General features: G+C 65.9%; 20 protein-coding genes. 17 read left to right on the forward strand and 3 right to left on the reverse strand.

The window, feature by feature from the left end; all coding sequences use genetic code 11:
- The first annotated feature begins 44 nt into the window (after window positions 1-44).
- Window positions 45-998 carry an efflux RND transporter periplasmic adaptor subunit gene (locus tag AC1DDS_RS12640; protein ID WP_477479208.1) on the forward strand — a complete coding sequence of 318 codons (954 nt, stop codon included), beginning with the start codon at window positions 45-47 and terminating at the stop codon, window positions 996-998.
- Window positions 995-4201: an efflux RND transporter permease subunit gene (locus AC1DDS_RS12645; protein ID WP_477479209.1), complete on the forward strand. Its 3207-nt coding sequence runs from the start codon at window positions 995-997 to the stop codon at window positions 4199-4201. Before AC1DDS_RS12640 ends, AC1DDS_RS12645 begins: the two co-directional genes overlap by 4 nt.
- 154 nt (window positions 4202-4355) lie before the next feature.
- Here the strand turns inward: AC1DDS_RS12645 and AC1DDS_RS12650 are convergent, their stop codons facing one another.
- Together AC1DDS_RS12650 and AC1DDS_RS12655 are read right to left on the reverse strand one after the other, a co-directional pair.
- The gene (locus AC1DDS_RS12650) at window positions 4356-4499 is read right to left on the reverse strand and encodes a hypothetical protein (protein WP_477479210.1); all 144 of its coding nucleotides are present in this window, start codon (window positions 4497-4499) and stop codon (window positions 4356-4358) included.
- A 47-nt stretch (window positions 4500-4546) separates the two neighbouring features.
- Complete coding sequence (locus AC1DDS_RS12655; RefSeq protein WP_477479211.1) at window positions 4547-5713, reverse strand: dihydrodipicolinate synthase family protein; 1167 nt, start codon at window positions 5711-5713, stop codon at window positions 4547-4549.
- A 542-nt stretch (window positions 5714-6255) separates the two neighbouring features.
- Between AC1DDS_RS12655 and AC1DDS_RS12660 the strand changes: the two genes are divergently transcribed.
- From AC1DDS_RS12660 to AC1DDS_RS12680, 5 genes are read left to right on the forward strand one after another with little or no spacing between them, the layout of a single operon-like run.
- Window positions 6256-7302 (forward strand): LacI family DNA-binding transcriptional regulator, encoded by a 1047-nt coding sequence (locus tag AC1DDS_RS12660; RefSeq protein ID WP_477479212.1) that lies wholly within the window; start codon window positions 6256-6258, stop codon window positions 7300-7302.
- Window positions 7299-8300, forward strand: a complete 1002-nt coding sequence (locus tag AC1DDS_RS12665) for a Gfo/Idh/MocA family protein (RefSeq protein ID WP_477479213.1) — start codon at window positions 7299-7301, stop codon at window positions 8298-8300. Before AC1DDS_RS12660 ends, AC1DDS_RS12665 begins: the two co-directional genes overlap by 4 nt.
- Window positions 8301-8308: 8 nt before the next feature.
- Window positions 8309-9922, forward strand: coding sequence for an acyl CoA:acetate/3-ketoacid CoA transferase (locus AC1DDS_RS12670; protein WP_477479214.1), 1614 nt, complete (start codon window positions 8309-8311; stop codon window positions 9920-9922).
- Window positions 9915-10694 (forward strand): enoyl-CoA hydratase/isomerase family protein, encoded by a 780-nt coding sequence (locus AC1DDS_RS12675; protein WP_477479215.1) that lies wholly within the window; start codon window positions 9915-9917, stop codon window positions 10692-10694. The genes AC1DDS_RS12670 and AC1DDS_RS12675 overlap by 8 nt, the downstream gene beginning before the upstream one ends.
- Window positions 10694-12202, forward strand: coding sequence for an aldehyde dehydrogenase family protein (locus tag AC1DDS_RS12680; RefSeq protein WP_477479216.1), 1509 nt, complete (start codon window positions 10694-10696; stop codon window positions 12200-12202). Before AC1DDS_RS12675 ends, AC1DDS_RS12680 begins: the two co-directional genes overlap by 1 nt.
- Before the next feature lie 44 nt (window positions 12203-12246).
- Here the strand turns inward: AC1DDS_RS12680 and AC1DDS_RS12685 are convergent, their stop codons facing one another.
- On the reverse strand, window positions 12247-13266 hold the full coding sequence (locus tag AC1DDS_RS12685) for a LacI family transcriptional regulator (protein WP_477479344.1): 1020 nt from the start codon (window positions 13264-13266) through the stop codon (window positions 12247-12249).
- Between the two features lie 411 nt (window positions 13267-13677).
- Here AC1DDS_RS12685 and AC1DDS_RS12690 point away from each other — a divergent pair, with 411 nt between their 5' ends.
- The 10 genes from AC1DDS_RS12690 (at window position 13678) to AC1DDS_RS12735 (ending at window position 24834) form a co-directional block, all read left to right on the forward strand.
- Complete coding sequence (locus AC1DDS_RS12690; RefSeq protein ID WP_477479345.1) at window positions 13678-14892, forward strand: ABC transporter substrate-binding protein; 1215 nt, start codon at window positions 13678-13680, stop codon at window positions 14890-14892.
- 194 nt (window positions 14893-15086) lie between these two features.
- Complete coding sequence (locus tag AC1DDS_RS12695) at window positions 15087-15968, forward strand: carbohydrate ABC transporter permease (RefSeq protein ID WP_477479217.1); 882 nt, start codon at window positions 15087-15089, stop codon at window positions 15966-15968.
- On the forward strand, window positions 15965-16846 hold the full coding sequence (locus AC1DDS_RS12700; RefSeq protein ID WP_477479218.1) for a carbohydrate ABC transporter permease: 882 nt from the start codon (window positions 15965-15967) through the stop codon (window positions 16844-16846). Before AC1DDS_RS12695 ends, AC1DDS_RS12700 begins: the two co-directional genes overlap by 4 nt.
- 5 nt (window positions 16847-16851) lie before the next feature.
- The gene (locus AC1DDS_RS12705; protein ID WP_477479219.1) at window positions 16852-17967 is read left to right on the forward strand and encodes an ABC transporter ATP-binding protein; all 1116 of its coding nucleotides are present in this window, start codon (window positions 16852-16854) and stop codon (window positions 17965-17967) included.
- Between the two features lie 9 nt (window positions 17968-17976).
- On the forward strand, window positions 17977-19485 hold the full coding sequence (locus tag AC1DDS_RS12710; RefSeq protein WP_477479220.1) for a GMC oxidoreductase: 1509 nt from the start codon (window positions 17977-17979) through the stop codon (window positions 19483-19485).
- On the forward strand, window positions 19482-20258 hold the full coding sequence (locus AC1DDS_RS12715; protein WP_477479221.1) for a 3-ketoacyl-ACP reductase: 777 nt from the start codon (window positions 19482-19484) through the stop codon (window positions 20256-20258). The genes AC1DDS_RS12710 and AC1DDS_RS12715 overlap by 4 nt, the downstream gene beginning before the upstream one ends.
- Before the next feature lie 159 nt (window positions 20259-20417).
- Window positions 20418-22073, forward strand: coding sequence for a GMC family oxidoreductase (locus tag AC1DDS_RS12720; RefSeq protein ID WP_477479222.1), 1656 nt, complete (start codon window positions 20418-20420; stop codon window positions 22071-22073).
- Between the two features lie 9 nt (window positions 22074-22082).
- Window positions 22083-22400: a Dabb family protein gene (locus AC1DDS_RS12725; protein ID WP_477479223.1), complete on the forward strand. Its 318-nt coding sequence runs from the start codon at window positions 22083-22085 to the stop codon at window positions 22398-22400.
- 6 nt (window positions 22401-22406) lie between these two features.
- Window positions 22407-23675: a glycerate kinase type-2 family protein gene (locus AC1DDS_RS12730; protein WP_477479224.1), complete on the forward strand. Its 1269-nt coding sequence runs from the start codon at window positions 22407-22409 to the stop codon at window positions 23673-23675.
- Window positions 23676-23700: 25 nt separating this feature from the next.
- Window positions 23701-24834 carry a DmpA family aminopeptidase gene (locus tag AC1DDS_RS12735; protein ID WP_477479225.1) on the forward strand — a complete coding sequence of 378 codons (1134 nt, stop codon included), beginning with the start codon at window positions 23701-23703 and terminating at the stop codon, window positions 24832-24834.
- The last annotated feature ends 44 nt before the right edge of the window (window positions 24835-24878 follow it).

The raw sequence follows: 24878 nt of genomic DNA on the forward strand, positions 1-24878 counted from the left end.
CCCCCTTTCGGGAGACATGCTTTAAAACACGACCGAGGCCATCAATGCGCTACATCTTCTTGGCTGCCCTCCTCCTGGGGGCGACCGCTGGGGAAATGACAATCACCACGACCGCCATCACGGAGTGGAAGCCGGTCTATGGCCGTGTGGAGACGCGCGATCTCGTCCCGGCGCGGGCACGGATCGGCGGAACGATCGCCGAGCTGCTCGTCAGTGAGGGCGACAGCGTCGAGCCGGGCCAGCGCATTGCCCGCATCCAGGACGACAAGATCACGTATCAGATCTCCTCCTTTGACGCCCAGATCGCCGCCCTGCGCTCGCAGCAGGAACGGGCCCGGTCCGAGCTGAGCCGCGGAAAATCCCTGATCGAACGCGGCGTGATTACGGTCCAGCGGTTCGAACAGCTCCAGGCGGAACTGGACGTGACGACGAACCAGATCGCGGCCGCAGAGGCGCAGCGGTCGGTGGTTGTCCGGCAACAGCAGGAGGGCGAGGTGCTCGCTCCCGCCGCCGGACGTGTCCTGACCGTACCCACGACCCGCGGCGCCGTGGTGCTGGCCGGTGAGACCGTCGCGACGGTCGGCAGCGGCGGCTTTTTCCTGCGGCTGGCGATTCCGGAACGCCACGCTCAGATGCTGCGCTTGGATTTAGACATCCGCATCCAGGCAGGCGGCACCGAGATGGTTGGCCGGCTCGCCAAGATCTATCCCCGCATCGAGAACGGGCGCGTCGTCGCCGACGTCGAAGTCGCGGAACTAGACGAAGCCTTCGTCAATGCGCGCATCCTGGTGCAACTGCCCGTCGGACAGAGAGATGCGCTCCTTGTGCCGGCCGCGGCGATGGAAACACGCTCGGGAATCGATTTCGTCACGGTCCTCGACAACGGCAAGCCTGTCCTTAGGGCGGTGGTGCCTGGGGAACGATTGGACCATGCAGGCGAGCCCATGGTGGAGATACTCACCGGCCTTTCCGCCGGAGAAAAGGTCGTTACGCCATGACGTCGTCGTCCCCCAGACTCGGACTGGCCGGGTGGCTGACGCGTGCCTTCATTTCCTCGCCGCTCACACCGCTGTTCCTTATCGCAGCCTTTGTCTTCGGCCTCGTCGCGCTGCTTGCCCTGCCGCGCGAAGAGGAGCCGCAGATATCGGTGCCGATGGTCGACATCCTGTTGCGAGCCGACGGGCTGAAGGCGGAAGACACCGTCAAGCTCGTCACCGAACCGCTGGAGACGATCGTCAAGGGGATCGACGGCGTCGAGCATGTCTATTCGCAGACCCGCGACGACAGTGTCCTGGTGACCGCCCGCTTCCTCGTCGGCACTTCGGCGGATGCCGCCGTGCTTCGTGTCCACGACAAGGTGCGCGCCAACATGGACCGCATTCCCGTCGGCATACCGGAGCCCCACATCGTCGGCCGGGGGATCGACGACGTCGCGATCGTGTCGCTGACGCTGTCGCCGAAGCCCGGGGCGGCCGACCACATTTCCGCCAACGACCTGACGCGCATCGCCCGCGAATTGAGGACGGAAACGACGAAGATCGAGGATGTCGGCTTTGCCTATCTGGTCGGCGCGACCGACGAGATCATCCGCATCGCCCCCGACCCGTCGAAGCTCTCCCTTTACGGGGTTACCCTCCAGCAGCTCGCAGAAACGGTCGGCAATGCGAACCGGGCCTTTCCGGCGGGTCTGCTTCGCCAGGACGGCGAGCAGATCACCCTGGTCGCCGGCGAAACGCTCGCCACTCCGGCGCAGATCGGCAATCTGCTTCTCACCTCGCGCGACGACCGCCCGGTCTATGTGCGCGACGTCGCTGCGATTGAATTCGCCACCGACACGACCGATGCGCTCGTCTCCACCGTCACGCGCGGCGGCGAGACCGGCAGCGTTGTCCGCGTGCCCTCCGTCACGCTCGCCGTGACCAAACGCGCCGGCTCGAATGCCGTGACCGTTGCCGAGGCGATCCTGCACCGGGTCGAGCAGTTGCAGGGAACGTTGATCCCGGAGCAGATCGCCGTCGAGGTGACGCGCGACTACGGCGAGACCGCCAACGAAAAGGCAAACGAGTTGCTCTTCCACCTCGGCCTTGCCACGGTGTCGATCATCCTGCTTGTCTGGGTCGCGATCGGACGACGGGAGGCGATCGTCGTCGCGATCGTCATTCCCGTCACCATTTTGCTGACGCTGTTTGCCTCCTGGGTGATGGGCTACACGCTCAACCGCGTTTCGCTGTTTGCGCTGATCTTCTCCATCGGCATCCTTGTCGACGACGCCATCGTCGTGATCGAGAACATCGCCCGGCACTGGGGCATGGGCGACGACCGCAAGCGGCAACAGGCCGCCATCGAGGCGGTGGCAGAGGTCGGTAATCCGACCATCGTGGCAACGCTGACGGTGGTCGCCGCGCTTCTGCCCATGCTGTTCGTGTCGGGGATGATGGGCCCGTACATGAGCCCGATCCCCGCCAATGCGTCCGCCGCGATGATCTTTTCCTTCTTCGTCGCAGTCACGGTAACCCCCTGGCTGATGCTGAAGATTGCGGGCGGCAGGCCGGTTCACACCCATGACGACCATGCGCATGGTGGCATGCTCGGGCGCATCTACGCTTCGGTCGCGAGGCCGATCCTGTCGTCCAAGGCCGCAAGCTGGACCTTCCTTCTCATCGTCGGCGCTCTGACGCTGGGCTCGCTGCTGCTGTTCTACACCAAGGACGTCACGGTGAAATTGCTGCCATTCGACAACAAGTCGGAGCTTTCCGTCACCATTGACCTGCCCGAGGGCTCATCGGTGGAAGCCACCGACGCGGTGGCACAGGCCGTGGCGCGGATCACGCTCGATATGGATGAGGTTCGATCCGTTCAGGCCCATGCGGGAGCCGCCGCCCCCTTCAACTTCAACGGCCTCGTGCGGCATGCCTTCTATCGCACCGAGCCGCATCAGGGCGAAGTGGCGATCAACCTGCTGCCCAAGAGCGAGCGCAGCCGCTCCAGCCACGCGATCGCCCTCGACATCCGCGAGCGGATCGCCGCGGTGGCGATGCCCGACGGAACCAGTCTCAAGATGGTGGAGCCGCCGCCCGGCCCGCCGGTGATGGCAACGCTCCTGGCCGAGATCTACGGCCCCGATGCCGAGACCCGCCGTCGGGTTGCTGAACGGGTCGAGGGGGCGTTCCGCGCCGTGCCGTTCATCGTCGACACCGACAATTCCTACGGAACGGCCGCGCGCCGCCTGCGGATGACGATCTCGACCGACGACCTGGAACTGTTCCAGGTCAAGCAGGGCGACGTGTTCGACACCATCGACATCCTCAATGGCGGCAAGACGATCGGATATTCGCATCGCAGCGGCGGCAGGCAGCCAATCCCGATCCGGATCGAGCGGCCGAAGGGCGAGCGCACGCTCGACGAGCGCTTCCTGACGACCCCCATACCGGCCAACGTGCTGCCGGGCGATCGCAGCGTGGTCGAACTGGGCGACGTGGTGCAGGTCGCGGAGGAGCGCGCCTCCTTCCCCGTCTTCCGCCACAACGGCCGCGCCGCCGAGATGGTCACCGCCGAGCTCGCCGGCGCCTTCGAGGCACCGCTTTACGGCATGCTCGCCGTCCAGGAAGCACTCGACGCGCAGGACTGGACCGGCCTGCCCAAACCCGTCGTGTCGCTGCATGGCCAGCCTGAGGACGAAAGGGCCGCCACCCTGCTATGGGACGGCGAATGGGAGGTGACCTGGGTCACGTTCCGCGACATGGGCGCCGCCTTCATGATCGCCCTTCTCGGCATCTACATCCTCGTCGTGGCGCAGTTCGGCTCGTTCAAGGTGCCGCTGGTTGTACTGACACCGATCCCGCTCACCTTCATTGGCATCCTTGGCGGCCACTGGTTGTTTGCGGCCCCGTTCTCGGCCACCTCGATGATCGGCTTCATCGCACTCGCCGGCATCATCGTGCGCAACTCGATCCTGCTGGTAGATTTCATCCGCCACGCCGATACCGGTGACCGACCGTTGACGGAGATTCTGATCGAGGCCGGTTCGATCCGCTTCAAGCCGATCCTGCTTACAGCACTTGCCGCGATGATCGGGGCGGCGGTCATCCTCGCCGATCCAATCTTCCAGGGGCTGGCGATCTCGCTGCTGTTTGGTCTTGCGTCCTCGACGCTGATGACGGTGCTGGTCATCCCGGCCATCTATCGCGTGCTCCGGACCTAGCGCGAGGCGTCGGCGACCAGAGGAGCAATGCTCACCGGCGGATCGTCTCGCGCCAGACGAGTTCGGCGTGCAGCCTTGTAGAGTCCCCGCGCCCCTCATCGGCGGGCGCGTCCGTGATCCAGGTGACCGCCGCATTGGCGATCGCCCCCACTGGCTAGGCAAACGTCGTCAACTGATAGGAAATCCAGGACGCCTGGGCGATGTCATCGAAGCCGGCGATGCAAAACTGTTCCGGGATCGGGATCGAAAATTGATGACGAGCAAGCTGGTTGACTCGATAGCCGAGCGCCTCCAGCACCTTGCGGCGCGTTTCCGGACGCGGCGGCGACCGGTCCCACTTCGGCGCTACTCCGCGACCCCCTGCACGGCGAGAAGGTTCTTCATCCATGCTGCCGCAAGGTCCGGCTTGTCGAGCACGTTCGCCCGGTCCGCCAAACGGAAGACGTCGGCATAGTGCAGCAGGCCGCGAGCGGACTGCAGGCCGGCCGGCATCGTGAAATGGTGCTGATGGCCGTTGAGCCAGGCGAGAAAGACGACGCCCGCCTTGTAATACTGAGTCGGCGCCTCGAAGATTTTTCGTGATAGCGGCACCGTCGGCGCGATCACGGCCCGAAAGGTCGAAACGTCGCCGGCTGCGAGGGAGGCGAGAGCCTTCGACGCCTGCGGCGCCACCGCGTCGAAGATGCCGAGCAGCGCGTGGCTGTATTTCTGCCCGTCGCCCTCGATCAGTTCGGCGTAGTTGAAGTCGTCACCGGTGAAGCAGAGGACGCCCTCCGGCAGCCGGTCGCGAAGCGCCACCTCCTTGGCGTTGTCGAGCAGCGAGATCTTGATGCCCTCGACCTTGCCCCGGTTCTCGTCGATGATCGACAGCACCGTCTCTAGCGCGCCCTCGAAATCCTTCGAGCCCCAATAGCCCGCGAGTTGCGGATCGAACATGTCGCCGAGCCAGTGCAGCACGACCTTGTCCTTCGCCTGGCCGAGAATGCGGCCATAGACCTTGCGGTAGTCGTCCGGCGACCGCGCGACCCGCGCCAGCGCCCGGCTCGCCATCATGATCGCCCGGCCGCCATGTTTCTCGACGAAGCCGACCTGCTCCTCATAGGCGGCGATCACATCGTCCAGCGACCGCGCATCGGCGGGCGCGAGATGGTCGGTGCCCGCCCCGCAAGCGAGATCGGCGCCCGGCACCGCGCGCGCCTCGGCAAGCGAGCGGCGGATCAGTTCCTGTGCGCCGGCCCAGTTCAGCCCCATGCCGCGCTGGGCGGTGTCCATCGCCTCGGCGATGCGAAAGCCGAGCGACCAGAGGTGATGGCGAAACGCCATCGTCGCGTCCCAGTCGATCGCCGGCTCCTCCCACGGCCGCGCGTCCTGCCACGGATTGGATACCACGTGAGCAGCCGCATAGGCGATGCGGTTGAACGCCGGCGGGCTGGCGGGCCGCGCGACCGGCGTCCCGGTGAGCGCGTAGTGCTCGAGCGTACCGTCCGCCTTCGGAAGCGTGACTGTCGGCATTGGTTACCCTCCTCCACGGTTTTCATCGTCAATAATTTAGATCGTTCCAAATTTCAAGAGCCCGATTTTCTTACCCGTAACCGGGATGTCCGGTCACGCTAAGTCGGCCCGACTATACGAGGACCAAGTGAGGCCATCCGCCGAAGGCAATCCTGGCCAACCTCCACAGGCTTGCCGCTGGCGCGGACCTGGTCGCCCTGCGCACCGCTGTCGCAGTCCGGGCCGAACCAGGTCCGTCAGGAAGCGTTCAATCCACTACCAATTGAAATATAGGTATTATTTAGGAGATGGGTCCCCAGGAAAGCCCGAAGACTGCACAGTGGCGACGCTCCGGCCAAGCGGAACGATCGCAGGTGATCGCAGGGGCGCGATGCGCCGCGATCTCTCCGCCAGCCCCCACATTGCGCCGGCACGTTCGAGCGCCTACCGCCGAGGACGGCCGGCGCCGCCGCCGCCTTTCACGCATAGGCCACTTGACTCAATTGGAACGATCCAATAAATCTTCAATCGAAGGCGGGCGGAGGTCCGAGAGGGAGGAAATCGTGACCAAGAGCCGGGTGACCGTTATCGACATTGCGCGCGCCGCCGGCGTGTCGAAGTCGACCGTATCGCTGGTCCTGCAGGCAAGCCCGCTCGTCAACGAACAGACCCGCGCCAAGGTCAACGCCGCCATCCGCGAACTCGGCTACGTCTACAATCGCGGCGCCGCCAACCTGCGCCAGACGGCGGCCTCGAAGATCGTCGGCATCGTCGTCAACGACCTCACCAACTCGTTCTTCGCCGAGCTCGCCGTCGGCATGGACATGGTCATGCAGTCGGCCGGCTTCGTGCAGTTCCTGGCCAACACCGGTGAAAGCGTCGACCGTCAGCGCGAGGTGATCGCCTCGATGCGCGAGCACGGCGTTTCCGGGCTGATTATCTCGCCGGCCCGCGGTACCGAGGCCGCCGATTTCAAGCCGCTGACGGCCGCCGGCATTCCGGTCGTGGTCGTCGTACGCAACATCGCCGGCGCCAAGGTCTCCTCACTGACGTCGGATAACTATGCCGGCGCGCGCGAAGCGACGGCCCACCTGATTTCGCTCGGCCACAGTCGCATCGCCTTCCTCGGCGGCTTCGCCGACACGGCCGTCTCCGGCGAGCGCATGCAGGGCTACCGCGACGCGCTCAAACACGCCGGCATCGACGCCGGCGACGCCCTCGTCGTCAACTCCGCGCCATCGCGCGCCGGCGGGGTCGCTGCGATCGAGCGCGCCATGCTCCTGTCCGATCGCCCGACGGCGGCGCTGTGCTTCAACGACGCGGTCGCCTTCGGTGTCTGTGACGGCCTGCGCGCCGCCGGGCTGGAGCCGGGCCGCGACTTCGGCGTGGTCGGCTTCGACGACGTGATCGAGGCGGAATCGGCCGTACCCGGACTGACGACGGTCTCCGTCGACCCGCAAGGGATGGGCCGGCGCGCGGCGCAGATGCTCTTGAAGCAGATCAATTCCGGCCGGGTGGAGGCCGAGGCGATCGTCTCCTCGGTTCGGCTGGTGGTGCGCCAGAGCTGCGGCGCGGCGATGAGAGATATAGAACGGAGGAGCATCGGATGACGCGGTGGGGACTGATCGGCGCGAGCACGATCGCGCATGAATGGGTGATCGGGGCGATCCGGGCCACCGGCGGCGAGATCGTCTCCGTCATGAGCACCAGCGCCGAGCGCGGCCAAAAATACGCCGCCGACCACGGCATTGGCAAACCCGTCACGACCACCGCCGATCTCGTCGGCGATCCGCAGGTCGACGCCGTCTACATCTCCACGACCAACGAACTGCACCGCGACCAGGCAATCGCCGCCGCCCGCGCCGGCAAGCACATCCTGTGCGAAAAGCCGCTGGCGACCTCGCTGAAGGATGCGCAGGCGATGGTGAAGGCGGCGAACGATGCCGGTGTCGTCATGGCGACGAACCACCACCTGCGCAACGCCGCCACCCATCGCGCCATGCGCGATGCGATCGCGGCGGGTCGGATCGGCAAGCCGCTGGCCGCCCGCGTCTTTCATGCCGTCTACCTGCCGCCGCACCTGCAGGGCTGGCGCCTCGAGCGGCCGGACGCCGGCGGCGGCGTCATCCTCGACATCACCGTCCACGACACCGACACGCTGCGCTTCATCCTCGGCGACGACCCGGTTGAAGCGATCGCCTTCTCGCAGATGGGCGGCATGGGCCAGGCCGGCCTCGAGGACGCCGTGATGGGCGTGCTGCGCTTCAAGTCCGGCGTCATCGCCCAGTTCCATGACGGCTTCACCACCAAATTTGCCGAGACCGGGCTGGAGGTGCACGGCACCGACGGTTCGCTGATCGGCCGCAACGTCATGACCCAGCGGCCGGTCGGCACCGTGACGCTGCGCAACGCCGAGGGCGAGCAGGACCTGCCGCTCGACCACCGCAACCTCTACGAGACGGCGCTTGCCGCGTTTCATGCCGCAATCGCCGGCAAGGGCAAACCCGCCGCCACCGGCGAGGACGGCGTCTGGTCGCTGGCGACCGGCCTTGCCGTCGTGGATGCAGCTAAGACCGGCAAGGCCGTGACGATCGTATCAGGACTTTGAGCAGTATCATGAGCAAGCACATTACCCCCGCCGAAGCGGCAAGCCTGATCCCTGACGGCGCCATCGTCTCGGTGTCGTCATCGTCCGGCCTCGGCTGCCCGGACCTGATGCTGAAGGCGATCGGCGAGCGCTTCGAGGCGTCTGGCCACCCGAAGAACATCACCACCCTGCACCCGATCGCCGCCGGCGACATGAGCGGCATCAAGGGCGTGGATTACATTGCCCGGAAGGGGCTGCTTGCGAAGATCATCGGCGGCTCCTATCCGTCCGGTCCCTCCTCCGCCGAGCCGCCGCTGATCTGGCAGATGATCACCGGCAACGACATCCCGGCCTACAACATCCCCTCCGGCATCCTGTTCGACATGCATCGCGAGGCGGCCGCCAAGCGTCCCGGCGTGCTCACCAAGGTCGGCCTCGACACCTTCGTCGATCCATCCCGGCAGGGCTGCGCGATGAACGACAAGGCCGCCGCCGAGCCGGTCGTGAAGAAGATCGAATTCGAGGGCGAGGAGTGGCTGTACTTTCCGGCGATCCTGCCCCAGGTGGCGATCATTCGCGCCACCACTGCCGACGAGCGCGGCAACCTCACCTATGAGCACGAGGGCGCCTATCTTGGCGGCCTCGACCAGGCGCTCGCCGCCCGCAACAACGGCGGCATCGTCATCGCCCAAGTCAAGCGCATCACCAAGGCCGGCTCACTGCGCCCCCACGACGTCCGCGTGCCCGGCATGCTGGTCGACTATGTCGTCGTCGATCCCGACCAGAAACAGACGACGCAGACCCTCTACGACCCGGCGATATCAGGCGAGATCATGCGTCCGCTCGAGACGTTCCGGGTGCCGGAGTTCAACATCCAGAAAGTCATCGCCCGCCGCGTCGCGCAGGAGCTTCAGGCCGGAAGCTGCGTCAATCTCGGCTTCGGCATCTCCGCCAACGTGCCGCGCATCCTGCTGGAGGAAGGCCTGCATGGCGCCGTCACCTGGGTGATCGAACAGGGTGCGGTCGGCGGCGTGCCGCTGCTCGACTTCGCCTTCGGCTGCGCCTCCAATGCCGATGCCTTCATGCCCTCGCCCTACCAGTTCACCTATTTCCAGGGCGCCGGCTTCGATGCCTCGCTGCTGTCCTTCCTCGAGATCGGACGCGACGGCTCCGTCAACGTCTCCAAACTCTCCTTCCGCCCGCATGTGACGGCCGGTGTCGGCGGCTTCGTCGACATCACCGCAAGGGCCAGGAAGATCGTCTTCTCCGGCATGTTCAATGCGGGTGCAAAGCTTTCAGTCGAGGACGGCAAGCTCGTCATCGAGAAGGAGGGCAAGCTGAAGAAACTGGTGAACGAGGTCGAGCACGTCACCTTCTCCGGTCGCCGCGCCGTCGAGCAGGGCCAGGACATCACCTATGTCACCGAGCGCTGCGTGATGAAGCTGACGGCCAAGGGCATCGTGCTGACCGAGATTGCGCCGGGCGTCGACCTGCAGGCGCACATCCTCGACCAGTCAGAATTCCCGCTGATCGTCTCCGATAATCTGAAGACGATGGATGCCGCCCTGTTCCACGAGGCGCCACTGGGGCTGGAATTGCCGGCCAAGACGGCGCGGCGAATTGCAGGAGGCGAGCGTGGCTGACGAGCGCATCCGCATCGAGATCGACGGCCCGATCGCCACGCTGACCGTGGCGCGGCCGGAGAAGCTGAACGCCTTCGACATCGACATGCTGAAGGAACTTTCCGCTGCCTGCGACGCGATCGAGGCGAATGCCGCCGTGCGTGTCGCCATCCTCACCGGCGAAGGCAAGGCCTTCTCCGCCGGCGGCGACATCCGCGCCTGGGCCGGCATGGAGCCGAACGAATTCGGCCACGCCTGGGTGCGCTTTGGCCATCGCGTCTTCGAGCGGCTGGCAACGCTCCGCATGCCGCTGGTCGCTGCGATCAACGGCCACGCGCTCGGCGGCGGGCTGGAACTGGCTGCCGCCGCCGACATCCGCATCGCTGAAAGCCAGGTAAAGATCGGTCTCCCGGAAGCGGGGCTCGGCATGGTGCCCGGCTGGTCCGGCACACAGCGGCTGGTGAAGCGTTTTGGCGCGCAAGCCGTGCGGCGCATGCTGCTTGGCGGCGAGGTGCTGACGGCGGCGGAGGCGTCGAGCCTCGGCATCGTCGACCAGGTCGTCGAGACCGGAACCTCCGTGCAGGCGGCAAAGGACTACGCGGCCCGCATCGCCGCGCGCGGCCCGGCCGCGACCGAAATCTCGAAACTGATGATCGCCGTCGCCAACGGCGAGGACAACGGCAGCGCAGTGGAAGCCCTCGGCTCCATCCTCGTCGCCAAGACCGGGGACCTGAAGGAAGGCGTCGCCGCCTTCACCGGAAAGCGCCCCGCTGAATTCAAGGGAGAATGGTGATGACGGTCACGGTGCAGCCGAAGGCGCTGACGAACTACAAGGCACGCGACTTCCGCATGCTGGTTGACGGCAACTGGGTCGAGACCGAAGGCGGCGCCACGCTGGAGCGCGCCGCCCCCGGCCACGGCGTCACCGTCAGCCGCTACCAGGCCGGCACCAGGCGCGATGCCGAGCGCGCCATTGCTGCCGCCCGCCGCGCCTTCGACGAGGGTCCCTGGCCGAACATGACCGGCGCGGAACGCTCCAACATCCTGCTCAAGGCCGCCGACCTGATCGCCGCGCGCGCCGATGAACTCGCCCATCTGGACGCCATCGAATCCGGCAAACCGATCAGCCAGGCCAAGGCCGAGCTCGGCGGCGCCGTCGACATCTGGCGCTATGCCGCGGCGCTCGCCCGCGACCTGCATGGCGAGAGCTACAACACGCTCGGACAGGGCACGCTCGGCGTCGTGCTGCGCGAGGCGATCGGCGTCGTCTCGATCATCACGCCGTGGAACTTCCCCTTCCTGATCGTCAGCCAGAAGCTGCCCTTTGCGCTCGCGGCCGGCTGCACCACCGTCGTCAAGCCGTCGGAACTAACCTCCGGCTCGACGCTGGTGCTCGGCGAGATCCTCATCGAGGCCGGCATACCCTCGGGCGTCGTCAACATCGTCACCGGCACCGGCCCCGAGGTCGGTGCCCCGATGACGACACATCCGGACGTCGACATGGTCTCCTTCACCGGCTCGACCGGCGTCGGCCGCCTGACCATGGCGAACGCCGCGCAGACGCTCAAGAAGGTCTCGCTCGAACTCGGCGGCAAGAACCCGCAGCTCGTCTTCCCGGACGCCAACCTCGACGAATTCGTCGACGCCGCCGTCTTCGGCGCCTATTTCAACGCCGGCGAATGCTGCAACGCCGGCTCGCGGCTGATCCTGCACCGCGACATCGCCGACGAGGTGACGGCCCGCATCGCCGAACTGTCCAAGAAGGTGAAGGTCGGGGACCCGCTGGACCCGTCGACGCAGGTCGGCGCGATCATCACGCCGCAGCATCTGGAAAAGATTGCCGGCTACGTGTCCGGCGCCCAGGCATCCGGCGCAGGGATCGCGCTTGGCGGCGAAGCACTCGATCTCGGCCTCGGCCAGTTCATGGCGCCGACGATCCTGTCCGGCGTCAGGCCGGACATGGCCGTGGCGCGCGAAGAAGTGTTCGGGCCGGTCCTCTCCGTCCTGACCTTCGAGACGACCGACGAAGCGATCCGCATCGCCAATTCTATCGACTACGGCCTTTCCGCCGGCGTCTGGAGCCGCGACTTCGACACCTGCCTGACGATCGGACGGAAAGTGCGCGCCGGCACCATCTGGATGAACACCTTCATGGACGGCGCCTCCGAATTGCCCTTCGGCGGCTACAAACAATCCGGGCTCGGCCGAGAACTCGGCCGGCATGCGGTCGAGGACTATACCGAGACGAAGACGCTCAACATGCACATCGGCGCCCGCACCAATTGGTGGATGCCGCGATGAACGCAACGCTTCCGACCCCCATCGCAGGAGGCGCCTGCGCCCCTTCAGGGCGTCGGGAAGTTCAATTGCGGCGCCAGCAGCACATGCAGGTCCGCTGCATCCTCGCCGGCGATGCGCCTCAGCAGAATGTCGCCCATCGCCTCACCCGTCGCGGTCAGGTCCTCGTAGATCGTCTCCACCTTGGGCTGGATCTGCGTCAGAAGCCGGGAGGTCTGCTTGGCGACGATGTCATACTCGACGCCGAGCGAAAGGCCGCAGTCGCTCATGCCGGTGATCGAGGCCAGCGCCGAGACCTCGCCGGGGCAGACGATGCCGTCCGGCGCGTCGGCCTGCGTCACGCGCCGGCGCATGTGATCGCGGATCTGGTCGGGCGGGCAGTCGAGATCGATGGCCTCCGGAACATCGAAGGCGACCCCTGCCTCACGCACCGCGGTCATGAAGCCGTGCAGCATGTGCTGATAGAAGGTCAGCCGCTTCAGCGGCGGGATGAGGACCAGCTTACGGCGGCCCTTGGTGATCAACCGGCGCACCGCTTCATACGCGAAGGTGTAGTTGTCGTAGTCGACGTAGGGATGCGGTGTCGTGAACTCCGTCCGGCCGTGGGTGACGAAGGGAAAGCCGTTCTCCAGCAGCAGCCGCACACGCGGGTCAAATGGCTCGGTCCGCGAGAAGATCAGGCCGTCGGCCATGCCGTTGCGAATGATGTAATTAACGGCGTCGACATTGCTGCCACTGATGAAGTTCGGCGTGACGATCAGGTGGTAGGGCGTCGACTGCAGGGCGCGCGCCAGACCATGCATCAGCGACGTGCCGTAGCCGAGGATTTCCTCGTGTGGGTCGAGCAGAACGGAAATGACGTTGGTGCGCCCGGTCTTCAGGCGCTGCGCGGCGCGATCCGGCAGATAGCCGATCTGACTTGCCACTTCGTGCACCCGCTTGCGCGTCGCTTCCGAGATCTGCGGCGCATTGCCGAGCGCGCGCGAAACGGTCGTGACAGCAAGCCCGGTCAAATCGGCGATGGTTTTCAGGGTCGGCTTTCCGCCGCGCGAGCCGGTCTTCGTCATCTCGGTGTCGGAAAGCGTTGCTCGGCGTGGCACGTCGTTCTTCTTCAGCTTGAGGTCGCAAATTCGGCGGCACATTACAAACAGGCTGGGCCTGAGGCAATCCTGCACTGCAAACGATTTAAATCCAATCGGGTGCCCTGCACATCTTTCCGTCCGCATCGTCACATGACGATTAAACTTGGAAATTCACGGCATATCGAAGGATCGCCGGCGGCGGTCGCGGCGTGCTTGACTTGGCGGGACTTATAACGTTTTAAATTGAGCCAGCGGCGTGAGGCCGTGGCTCCAACGTCTTCGCCGGAGGTCCGGCGGCGGCTGAGATGGGCGGGAGGAGGATCCCGCCAGAGAAACTTGCAAAACGGGAGGAAATCGATGCGCAAGTTCGTAACGACAACGGCAATTGCCGCGGTGATGATGACACTCGGCGGCGGCGTTTCCGCGCGCGCTGCGGAAAACGTGGAGGTCCTGCACTGGTGGACGTCCGGCGGCGAGGCCGCGGCGCTTGACGTGCTGAAGAAGGACCTCGAATCCAAGGGCATCACCTGGACCGACATGCCGGTCGCCGGCGGCGGCGGCACCGAGGCGATGACCGTCCTGCGCGCCCGCGTCACCGCCGGCAACGCGCCGACGGCCGTGCAGATGCTCGGCTTCGACATTCTCGACTGGGCCAAGGAAGGCGCGCTCGGCAACCTCGATGAGGTCGCGGCAAAGGAAGGCTGGGACAAGGTCGTTCCAGGCGCGCTGCAGCAGTTCTCGAAGTATGACGGCCACTGGATCGCCGCCCCGGTAAACGTCCACTCCACCAACTGGATGTGGATCAACAAGGCGGCCCTCGACAAGGCCGGCGGCAAGGAGCCGCAGAACTGGGATGAGCTGATCGCCCTGCTCGACAACTTCAAGGCCCAGGGCATCACCCCGGTCGCCCACGGCGGTCAGGCCTGGCAGGATGCGACGATCTTCGACGCCGTCGTGCTCTCGCTCGGCAACGACTTCTACAAGGCCGCCTTCATCGACCTCGATCCGGCAGCCCTCGGCGGCGACAAGATGAAGGAAGCCTTCGACCGCATGACGAAGCTTCGTAGCTATGTCGACGACAACTTCTCCGGGCGCGACTGGAACCTGGCGTCGGCCATGGTCATCGAGGACAAGGCCGGCCTGCAGTTCATGGGCGACTGGGCCAAGGGCGAGTTCCTGAAGGCCGGAAAGAAGCCGGGTACCGACTTCGTGTGCATGCGCTTCCCCGGCACACAGGGTTCGGTCACCTTCAACTCCGACCAGTTCGCAATGTTCAAGGTCTCCGAGGACAAGGTCCCCGCCCAGCTCGCCATGGCATCGGCGATCGAGAGCCCGACCTTCCAGTCGGCCTTCAACGTGGTCAAGGGTTCGGTCCCGGCCCGCACCGACGTTCCGGACACCGCCTTCGACGATTGCGGCAAGAAGGGCATCAAGGACCTCGCCGAAGCCAATGCCAACGGCACGCTCTACGGCTCGATGGCACATGGTCACGCCAACCCGGCTGCCGTCAAGAACGCGATCTACGACGTCGTGACGCGCCAGTTCAACGGCGAGCTCTCCTCCGAGGAAGCCACCAAGGAACTGGTCGCAGCCGTCGAAGGCGCGAAGTAAGCGACTGATGGGGCAAGGACGCCCCTCACCCTAGCTCTCTCCCCGCAAGCGGGGAGAGAGCTAGGCCGCGGCTTGGTCCTTCTCCCCACCTGCGGGAGAAGGTGCCGCCAGGCGGATGAGGGGCGGCCTTGCATCAGCCGGTGAGGGGCATCCACCCCTGAACCACAAACCGCACAAACACGGTGGTAACGATCATGGATAGCCGCGCCCGGCTGCAGGAGCTTCTGCCGAAGCTCGTGCTCGCCCCCAGCTTCCTCATAGTGCTGGTGTTCGTCTACGGCTTCATCGCCTATACGGGCCTCTTGTCGCTGACGGACAGCAAGATGCTGCCGTCCTACAATTTCGTGGGCCTGCAGAACTACGTCCGGCTCTGGTCGTTGCCGCACTGGTGGCGGGCGATCTCGAATCTCGCGATCTTCGCCTCGCTCTACATCATCATCTGCAGCGTGCTCGGCCTGGGTCTCGCGATCCTGCTCGACCAGCGCATCCGCATCGAAGGCGTGCTGCGGCCGATCTATCTCTATCCGATGGCGCTCTCCTTCATCGTTACCGGCACCGCCTGGAAATGGTTCCTCGATCCCGGCATCGGGCTGGAAAACACCATGCACCTCTGGGGCTGGGAGAGCTTCTCCTTCAACTGGATCAAGGACCGCAACTACGCGATCTACTGCGTCGTCATCGCCGCCGTCTGGCAGTCCTCCGGCTTCGTCATGGCGATGTTTCTTGCCGGGCTCCGCGGCGTCGACAACGAGATCATCAAGGCCGCGCAGATCGACGGCGCCTCGACCGTGACCGTCTACCGCCGCATCATCATCCCGCTGATGCGGCCGGTGTTCCTGTCCGCCTTCGTCGTGCTCGCGCACCTGGCGATCAAGGCTTACGACCTGATCATCGCCCTGACCGGCGGTGGCCCGGGGCAGGCGACCGAACTGCCGGCGACCTTCATGTATTCCTACACCTTCACCCGCAACCAGATGGGGATCGGCGCCTCGTCGGCGATCATCATGCTGATCATGATCTTTTCGATCATCGTACCCTATCTCTATTCCGAAATCCGCGGAGGCAAAGGCCGATGAGTGCTGCAAGCTCCGACAACGTCATCAGCCACGGCCGCCTGACGCGCGCGCTGCTCTACACCGCGCTGCTGGTCTTTGCCTTCTACTACCTGCTGCCGCTGTACGTGATGGTGGTCAACTCGCTGAAGCCGCTGGACGAAATCCGCCAGGGCGGCATGCTGAACCTGCCGCAGACCTGGACGATCGACCCCTGGCTGTCGGCCTGGTCGACCGCGCAGATCGGCGTACAGCCGACGGGCCTGCGCCCCTTCTTCATCAACTCGATCCTGATGGTCGTGCCCGCGGTCGCGATCTCCACCATCGTCGGCGCGCTGAACGGCTATGTGCTGACGAAGTGGCAGTTCCGCGGCTCGAACATCTTCTTCGGCATGCTGCTCCTGTCCTGCTTCATCCCCTTCCAGATCGTGCTGATCCCGATGGCGCGCATGCTCGGTATCTTCGGGATCGCCGGCACCATTTGGGGCCTGATCCTGGTGCACGTGATCTACGGCCTCGGCTTCACGACGCTCTATTTCCGCAACTACTACGAGGCGTTTCCGACCGAGCTGGTGCGCGCCGCCCAGATCGACGGGGCGAGCTTCTTCCAGATCTTCCGCCGCATCCTGCTGCCATCCTCCGGGCCGATCATCGTCGTCTCGGTCATCTGGCAGTTCACCAACATCTGGAACGACTTCCTGTTCGGCGCCTCCTTCTCCGGCCCCTACTCGACGCCGATGACGGTGGCGCTGAACAACCTCGTCTCCTCCTCGACCGGCGTGAAGGAATACAACGTCCACTTCGCGGGCGCGATCCTCGCAGCCCTCCCCACCCTCATCGTCTACATCGTCTCCGGCCGCTACTTCGTCCGCGGTCTGATGTCCGGCGCCGTGAAAGGATGACCGCAATGTCGTTTCTCAAGATCGCCAATCTTCGCAAGTCCTTCGGTTCGCTGGAAATCCTGAAGGACATCAATCTCGAGATCGAGCAGGGCGGCTTCCTGGTGCTGGTCGGCCCGTCCGGCTGCGGCAAGTCCACGCTTCTCAACACCATCGCCGGGCTGGAGCCGATCACCTCCGGCGAAATCGCCATCGACGGCCGCTCGGTCGCGGGCCTGCACCCCTCCAAGCGCGACATCGCCATGGTGTTCCAGTCCTATGCGCTCTATCCGAACATGACGGTCGCCGGAAACATTGCCTTCGGCATGGAGATCCGCGGCGTGCCGAAGGCGCAGCGCGACAAGGCGATCAAGCAGGTCGCCGAGATGCTGCAGATCGGCCATCTGCTCGAGCGCAAGCCGGGCCAGCTCTCCGGCGGCCAGCGCCAGCGCGTCGCCATGGGCCGCGCACTGGTGCGCGATCCGAAGCTGTTCCTGTTCGACGAGCCGCTGTCGAACCTCGACGCCAAGCTGCGCGTCGACATGCGCACCGAAATCAAGCGCCTGCACCAGCGCATGAAGACGACGATCGTCTACGTCACGCACGACCAGATCGAAGCGATGACGCTGGCGACGAAGATTGCCGTGCTGAAGGACGGTGTGCTGCAGCAGTTCGGCAGCCCGGCCGAGATCTACAATAACCCCGCCAACATGTTCGTCGCCGACTTCATGGGCTCGCCCGCGATGAACCTGCTGAAGGCGAAGATCGAGGGCGACGGCGGCGCGTTGGCCGTGTCGCTCGCCCGTCCCGAAGCCGAGCCGCTCAGGCTCGTCGTCGACAACGCACCGCAGGGCCTTGGTGCCTATCGCGGCAGGGAGGTAGTCTTCGGCATCCGGCCCGAGGCTCTGACCGATCCCGAGGGCGCCGATCACAACGCCCGCACGATCGCCGAGGGCGATTGCCTGATCGAGGTGGTCGAGCCCGCCGGTGCCGACACTTTCGCCGTGACACACCTCGGCGGCAAGGAGATCGTCGCCCGGCTTCGCGCCGACGCGCGCATATCCGCCGGGCAGAAAGCGCGGCTCGCCTTCAACCTCGACAAGGCCGTCTATTTCGATCCTGACAGCCAGCGCCGCATCGCCTGAGACGACAGCATGACCACGCAGCCCGACATCGTCATCATCGGCTCCGGCATCGGCGGCGCCACGATCGCCGCCGGCCTGGCCCCGACGGGCGCCGGCATCCTCATCCTTGAGGCCGGCGAGCAGATCAAGGACCGGCCGGAGAACCGCGACCAGCGCGCAATCTTCCAGCGCGGCCACTTCCGCCCTGACGAAACCTGGTACGAAGCCGGCGGCGAAGGCTTCAACCCCGGCAACTACTACAATGTCGGCGGCAACTCGAAATTCTACGGCGCCGTGCTCGTGCGCTACCGCCGCGAGGATTTCCTGGAAATGCGCCACCGCGACGGCGTCTCGCCCGCCTGGCCCTTCCCCTACGAGGAACTGGAACCTTGGTATACGGCGGCGGAGCGGCTCTACCAGGTGCGCGGCACGCTTGGCGAAGACCCGACCGAACCGGATCACTCTGCCCCCTACCCCTTCCCGCCCGTGCCCGACGAGCCGGCGATCGCGAAGGTGCGCAAGCGGCTGATGGCGGCCGGCATGCACCCCTCTGCCCTGCCGCTGGGCATCGACATCGAGCGCTGGCTGAAGAAGGCGAAGACGCCGTGGGACGCCCATCCCAACTGCGACGACGGCAAGATGGATGCCGAGAGCGCCGCCCTTGCCGAGGCGCTGAAGCATCCGAACGTCAGGCTCCAGACCGCCAGCCGCGTCACCCGGCTCTACGCCGCGCCGCACGGTCGCGCGATCACGACGGTGCGCTACATGCGGGATGGCGACGACCACAGCGTCTCGCCGAAGCTGGTGATCCTTGCCGCCGGCGCCGTGCAGTCCGCCGCCCTGCTGCTGCGCTCGGCCAGCGACGCGTTCCCGCGCGGTCTTGCCAATTCCTCCGACCAGGTCGGCCGCAACTTCATGAACCACAATTCCAGCGCGGTGATTGCGATCTCGCCGCGCTATCGCAACGACTCGGTCTACCAGAAGACCTTTGGCTTCAACGACTTCTACCTCTCGGACGGCGCCGGCGGACCGCCGCTCGGCAACGTCCAGCTGCTCGGCCGCATCTCCGGAAAAATCCTCAAGGCCAATATGCCCTCCGTGCCGGAATGGCTGCTGGAACGCGTCTCGCGCCACGCGATCGACTTTTACGCCATGAGCGAGGACCTGCCGCATCCGGAAAGCCGCATCACCGTCGACGGCGACCGGATCGTGCTGAAATGGACCCGCACCAACTGGGATGCCCATCTCGAGCTGGTCGCAAAGCTGAAGGGCGTGCTGAAGAAGGCCGGCTTTCCGATCGTGCTGTCGCGTGCCTTCGACAAGCGCACGCCCTCGCACCAGTGCGGCACCATCCGCATTGGCAGCGATCCGGCGACGGCGCCGCTCGACGTCTTCTGCCGCGCCCATGACCATCCGAACCTGTTCGTCGTCGACGCCTCGTTCCTGCCGACCTCGGCCGCCGTCAACCCGGCGCTGACCGTCGCAGCCCAGGCGCTGCGTGTCGCCGACCACATCCGGACAAGGGAGCTTGCCGCATGACCGGCCCGTCTCGACCGCTCGCCATCGTCACCGGCGGCCGCCGCGGCATCGGCCTCGGCATCGCCCGCGCCCTTGCCGCCGACGGCTTCGACATCGCCATCACCGGCATCGGTGAAACCGACGCCAGCACCGACCAAATGCTTACCGACCTCGGCCAGACGGGCGCGAAGGCAGTCTATTTCAAGGCCGACCTCGCCGATGTGGCGGGTCATGCCGGAACGGTCGAGGCGGTGCTCGATGCCTTCGGCCACATCGACTGTCTCGTCAACAATGCCGGCATCGCCTCCGTGGTGCGCGGAGACTTTTTAGACCTCGAGCCGGAGAACTTCGACACGATCGTCGCCACCAACCTGCGCGGCACCGTCTTCTTCACCCAGGCCGTGGTGCGCGCCATGCTCGCCGCGCCCGTTGCCGGCCCGCGCGCGATCGTCAACATCACCTCCGTCTCGGCAACACTGAGTTCCCCCGAACGCCTCGACTACTGCATGACCAAGGCCGGCCTCGCGGCCTTCAGCAAGGGGCTGGCGCTGCGGCTCGCCGAAACCGGCATTTCAGTCTTCGAGATCCGCCCCGGCATCATCCGCTCGGACATGACCGCCGGCGTTTCGACGAAATACGACGCGCTGATCGAAGGCGGGCTGGTACCGATGAAGCGCTGGGGCGAACCGGGCGACATCGGCGCCGCCGTCGCCGCCCTCGCCTCCGGCCGCTTCGCCTTCGCCACCGGCTCGGTGATCGACCTGGACGGCGGGCTTTCGATCGGGCGGTTGTGAATTGCGTGAAGCCCCTCCCCCTTGTGGGGAGGGGTTGGGGAGGGGAGTCACGCCAGACGAACCCCTCCCCGTCGCTTCGCTCCGACCCTCCCCACAAGGGGGAGGGTTGGGTGCCGCACCGTCGCGCCGGGACGCTGGCAAGAATTTGAGGAACTGTGCATGACCTACGACTACATCATCACCGGCGCCGGACCGGCCGGCTGCGTGCTCGCCAACCGCCTCAGCGAGGATGCGGGCGTGCGGGTGCTGCTGCTGGAGGCCGGCGGCGGCGACTGGAACCCGCTGTTCCACATGCCGGCGGGCTTCGCCAAAATGACCAAGGGCGTGGCCAGCTGGGGCTGGGAGACCGTGCCGCAGAAGCACATGAACGGTCGCGTGCTGCGCTATACCCAGGCCAAGGTGATCGGCGGCGGCTCCTCGATCAACGCCCAGCTCTACACCCGTGGCAACTCCGCCGACTATGACCTGTGGGCGAGCGAGGACGGCTGCGAGGGCTGGGACTATCGCTCGGTGCTGCCCTATTTCAAGCGCGCAGAGGACAACCAGCGCTTCGCCGACGACTACCATGCCTATGGCGGCCCGCTCGGCGTCTCCATGCCGGTCTCCGGCCTGCCGATCTGCGACGCCTATATCCGCGCCGGCCAGGAGCTCGGCATCCCCTATAACCACGATTTCAACGGCCGCCAGCAGGCCGGCGTCGGCTTCTACCAGCTGACCCAGCGCAACCGTCGCCGCTCGTCGGCCTCGCTCGCCTATCTTTCGCCGATCAAGTCCAGGAAGAACCTGACGATCCGCACCGGCGCCCGCGTCGCCCGCATCGTCCTGGAGGGCACCCGCGCCGTCGGCGTCGAGGTCGTCACCGCGCGCGGCATCGAGACGATCCGGGCGGAACGCGAGGTGCTCGTCTCCTCCGGCGCGATCGGCTCGCCGAAGCTCTTGCTGCAATCGGGCATCGGCCCGGCCGATCACCTGAAATCGGTCGGCGTGGACGTGAAGCACGACCTGCCCGGCGTCGGCTCCAACCTGCAGGACCACCTCGACCTGTTCGTCATCAGCGAATGCACCGGCGACCACACCTACGACAACGTGGCGAAGCTCCACCGCACGCTCTGGGCCGGGCTGCAATATGTGCTGTTCCGCTCCGGCCCCGTCGCCTCGTCGCTCTTCGAGACCGGCGGCTTCTGGTACGCCGATCCGCAGGCCCGCTCGCCCGACATCCAGTTCCACCTCGGCCTCGGCTCCGGCATCGAGGCCGGCGTGGAAAGGCTGAAGAATGCCGGCGTCACGCTGAATTCGGCCTATCTGCACCCCCGCTCGCGCGGCACCGTCCGGCTTTCCTCCGCCGACCCGGCCGCAAGCCCGCTGATCGACCCGAACTACTGGGAGGATCCGCACGACCGGAAAATGTCGATCGAGGGCCTGAAGATCGCCCGCGAGATCATGCAGCAGGCGGCGCTGAAGCCCTATGTGCTTGCCGAACGGCTGCCGGGGCCGAAATACCTCACCGACGAGGACCTGTTCGACTACGGCTGCGCCACTGCCAAGACCGACCACCACCCGGTCGGCACCTGCAAGATGGGAACCGGAGCGGATGCCGCGGTGGGCCTCGACCTGAAGGTGCGCGGGCTCGAAGGTCTCAGGGTGTGCGATTCCTCCGTAATGCCGCGGGTGCCATCCTGCAACACCAATGCCCCGACGATCATGATCGGCGAAAAGGGCGCGGACATAATCCGTGACTTTCAGCCGCTTTCGCCGCAGATTTTCGCCCACGAACGAAACGACACGCGGCCGCGCGCCCGTGCCGAGATCCGATAGGAGCCTGCCTTGATCCGGCACTGTGTCTTCATCCGCTTCAAGCCCACCATTTCGCAGGCCCGGAAAGCGGAGATCTTCGACGAGATCGCCGCGCTGAAGGGCCGGCTGCCCGGCCTGCTCGCCGTTCATGTGGGTACGAATGTCAGCCCGGAAGCGGGCATGGACAAGGGCTTTTCCGACGGATTCATCGTCGATTTCGACGACAGCTTCGCCCGCGACGCCTATCTCGCCGACGAAGAACACCGGAAGACGGGGGCCAAGATCGTGGCCGCAGCACTCGATGGTGCGCGCGGTATCCTCGTCTATGACCTCGAAACCGAGGATTGATCGCGCATGATCGATGATCCCCGCGCCTTCCTGGCGTCCTTGTTTCACGAGGCCGTCAAGGCGGCCGACCCGCTCGCGGCGATCCGCGCCCATCTTCCCGAGAAACCGAAGGGCCGCACGGTCGTCGTCGGCGCCGGCAAGGCGGCGAGCCAGATGGCGGCGGCGCTGGAAAGCCTGTGGGACGGGCCGCTTGAAGGCGCCGTCGTCGCCCAACACGGTCCTGTCGCCGCCTGCCGGCAGATCGAGGTGCTGCAGGCTGCCCACCCGGTGCCGGACGCGGCGGGTCTTGCCGCATCGGAACGGCTGCTGCAGGCGGTCCAAGACCTCACCGCGGACGATCTCGTCATCGCGCTGATATCGGGCGGCGGCTCATCGCTGCTGCCGGCGCCGGCAGGCAACCTCACGCTCGACGACGAGATCGCCGTCAATCGCGCGCTGCTGGCCTCCGGCGCGCCGATTTCGGCGATGAACGTGGTGCGCAAGCACGTCTCGCGCATCAAGGGCGGCCGGCTTGCCCATGCCGCTGCGCCGGCCAGGGTGGTCAGCCTGATCGTCTCCGACATTCCCGGCGACAACCCCGCCCATGTCGCCTCCGGCCCGACGGTCCCGGACGGCTCGACGCCAAAGGACGCGCTGGAGATCGTCCGCCAGTACCGAATGAACCTGCCAGAGGCGGTGATGGCGCATCTGGCTTCGGCCGAGGCGGCCGCCCCCGGCCCGGACCATCCGGCCTTTGGCAATCACGAGCATCACGTCATCGCGTCAGCCCGCGTCTCGCTGGAGGCCGCCGCAGCCCAGGCCCGCGCCGCGGGGATCGAGACCGTCATCCTGTCCGATTCCATCGAGGGCGAAGCGCGCGACATCGGCCTGATGCACGCGGCGATCGCCCGCGAAGTGCGCACTCGCAACCGCCCCTTCAACACGCCGGTGCTGATCCTCTCCGGCGGCGAGACGACCGTGACCATCCGCGACGAGGGCCACGGCAAGGGCGGGCGCAACAGCGAGCTCCTGCTGGCCTTCGCCCCTGCCATCGACGGCCTTGCCGACATCCACGCCCTTGCCGCCGACACCGATGGCCGGGACGGCTCGGAGCACAATGCCGGGGCGTTTGCCGATGGCGGCACGATCGCCCGCATGCGCGCCGGGGGCGAGGATCCGCGCGCGCGACTGCTCGGCCACGATGCGTTCACCGCCTTTGAGGCGATCGGTGATATTTTCCATACCGGGCCGACCGGCACCAACGTTAATGATTTCCGGGCAATACTGGTGCTTTGATCCCCCATTTCCGACAGAAATGACCATGACCCACAAAGATCTGCAAAGCTCCAAGCCTCGCGCCCGGGCGCTCGGCCTGCCCTTCTCCGGCCGCACGGGCGAATTCAACGCCATAACCGACGTTGCCGGCATCGAGATCGGCTTCCGCACGATTGTCGAAGATGCGCCCCGGCCGGGCCGCAAGTGCCCCGTCCGCACCGGCGTCACGGCGATCATGCCGCATGCCGCATCGCCGGTTCCGGTGCCCGTCTATGCCGGCATCCATCGCTTCAACGGCAACGGGGAGATGACGGGAACCCACTGGATCGAGGACGGCGGCACTTTCATGGGACCGGTGATGATCTCCAACACCCACGCCGTCGGCATGACCCATCACGCAACGGTCAAATGGATGCTCGAGCGCTATGCCTCGACCTACGAAAGCGATGATTTCCTCTGGCTGATGCCGGTGATCGCCGAGACATACGACGGCGTCCTCAACGACATCAACGGACTGCCATTGGCCGAGACCGACGTGTTTGCCGCCCTTGATATCCTGGCCTCCGGTCCGGTGCAGGAAGGAAACTGCGGCGGTGGCACCGGCATGATCGCCTACGGCTTCAAGGGCGGCACCGGCACCGCGTCACGCGTCGTTGCCCTTGGCGGCAAGGACTACACGATCGGGACGCTGGTCCAGGCCAATCACGGCCAGCGCGACTGGCTGACGATCTGCGGCGTTCCCGTCGGACAGCACATGCGCGACGGAACCCCGCAAAGCCAGATGCAGGAACGCGGCTCGATCATCGTCGTCATTGCCACCGACCTGCCCATGGCACCGCACCAGTTGAAGCGGCTGGCGCGACGCGCTTCGATCGGCATCGGCCGCAATGGCACGCCCGGCGGCAACAGTTCCGGCGATATCTTCCTGGCCTTTTCCACGGCCAATCCGCAACCGATGGCCCACCGCGCGCCGCCGCTCCTCAAGCTCGAGATCGTCAACGACGAACAGCTCGACCCGGTCTATCTGGCGTCGGTCGACAGCGTCGACGAGGCGATCGTCAACGCCATGCTGGCGGCCGAAACGCTGGGCGGAACCGTCCATGACCGCTTTAGGATCGAGGCGATTCCGCACGATCTGCTGACCGATGTGATGCGCAAATACGGACGCATGACGCGGTAGAGCACCGCAGCGCCCAGCACCTGCCGGTGTCAATACTTTCGGGT

Source organism: Mycoplana sp. 10N416 (assembly GCF_056394765.1).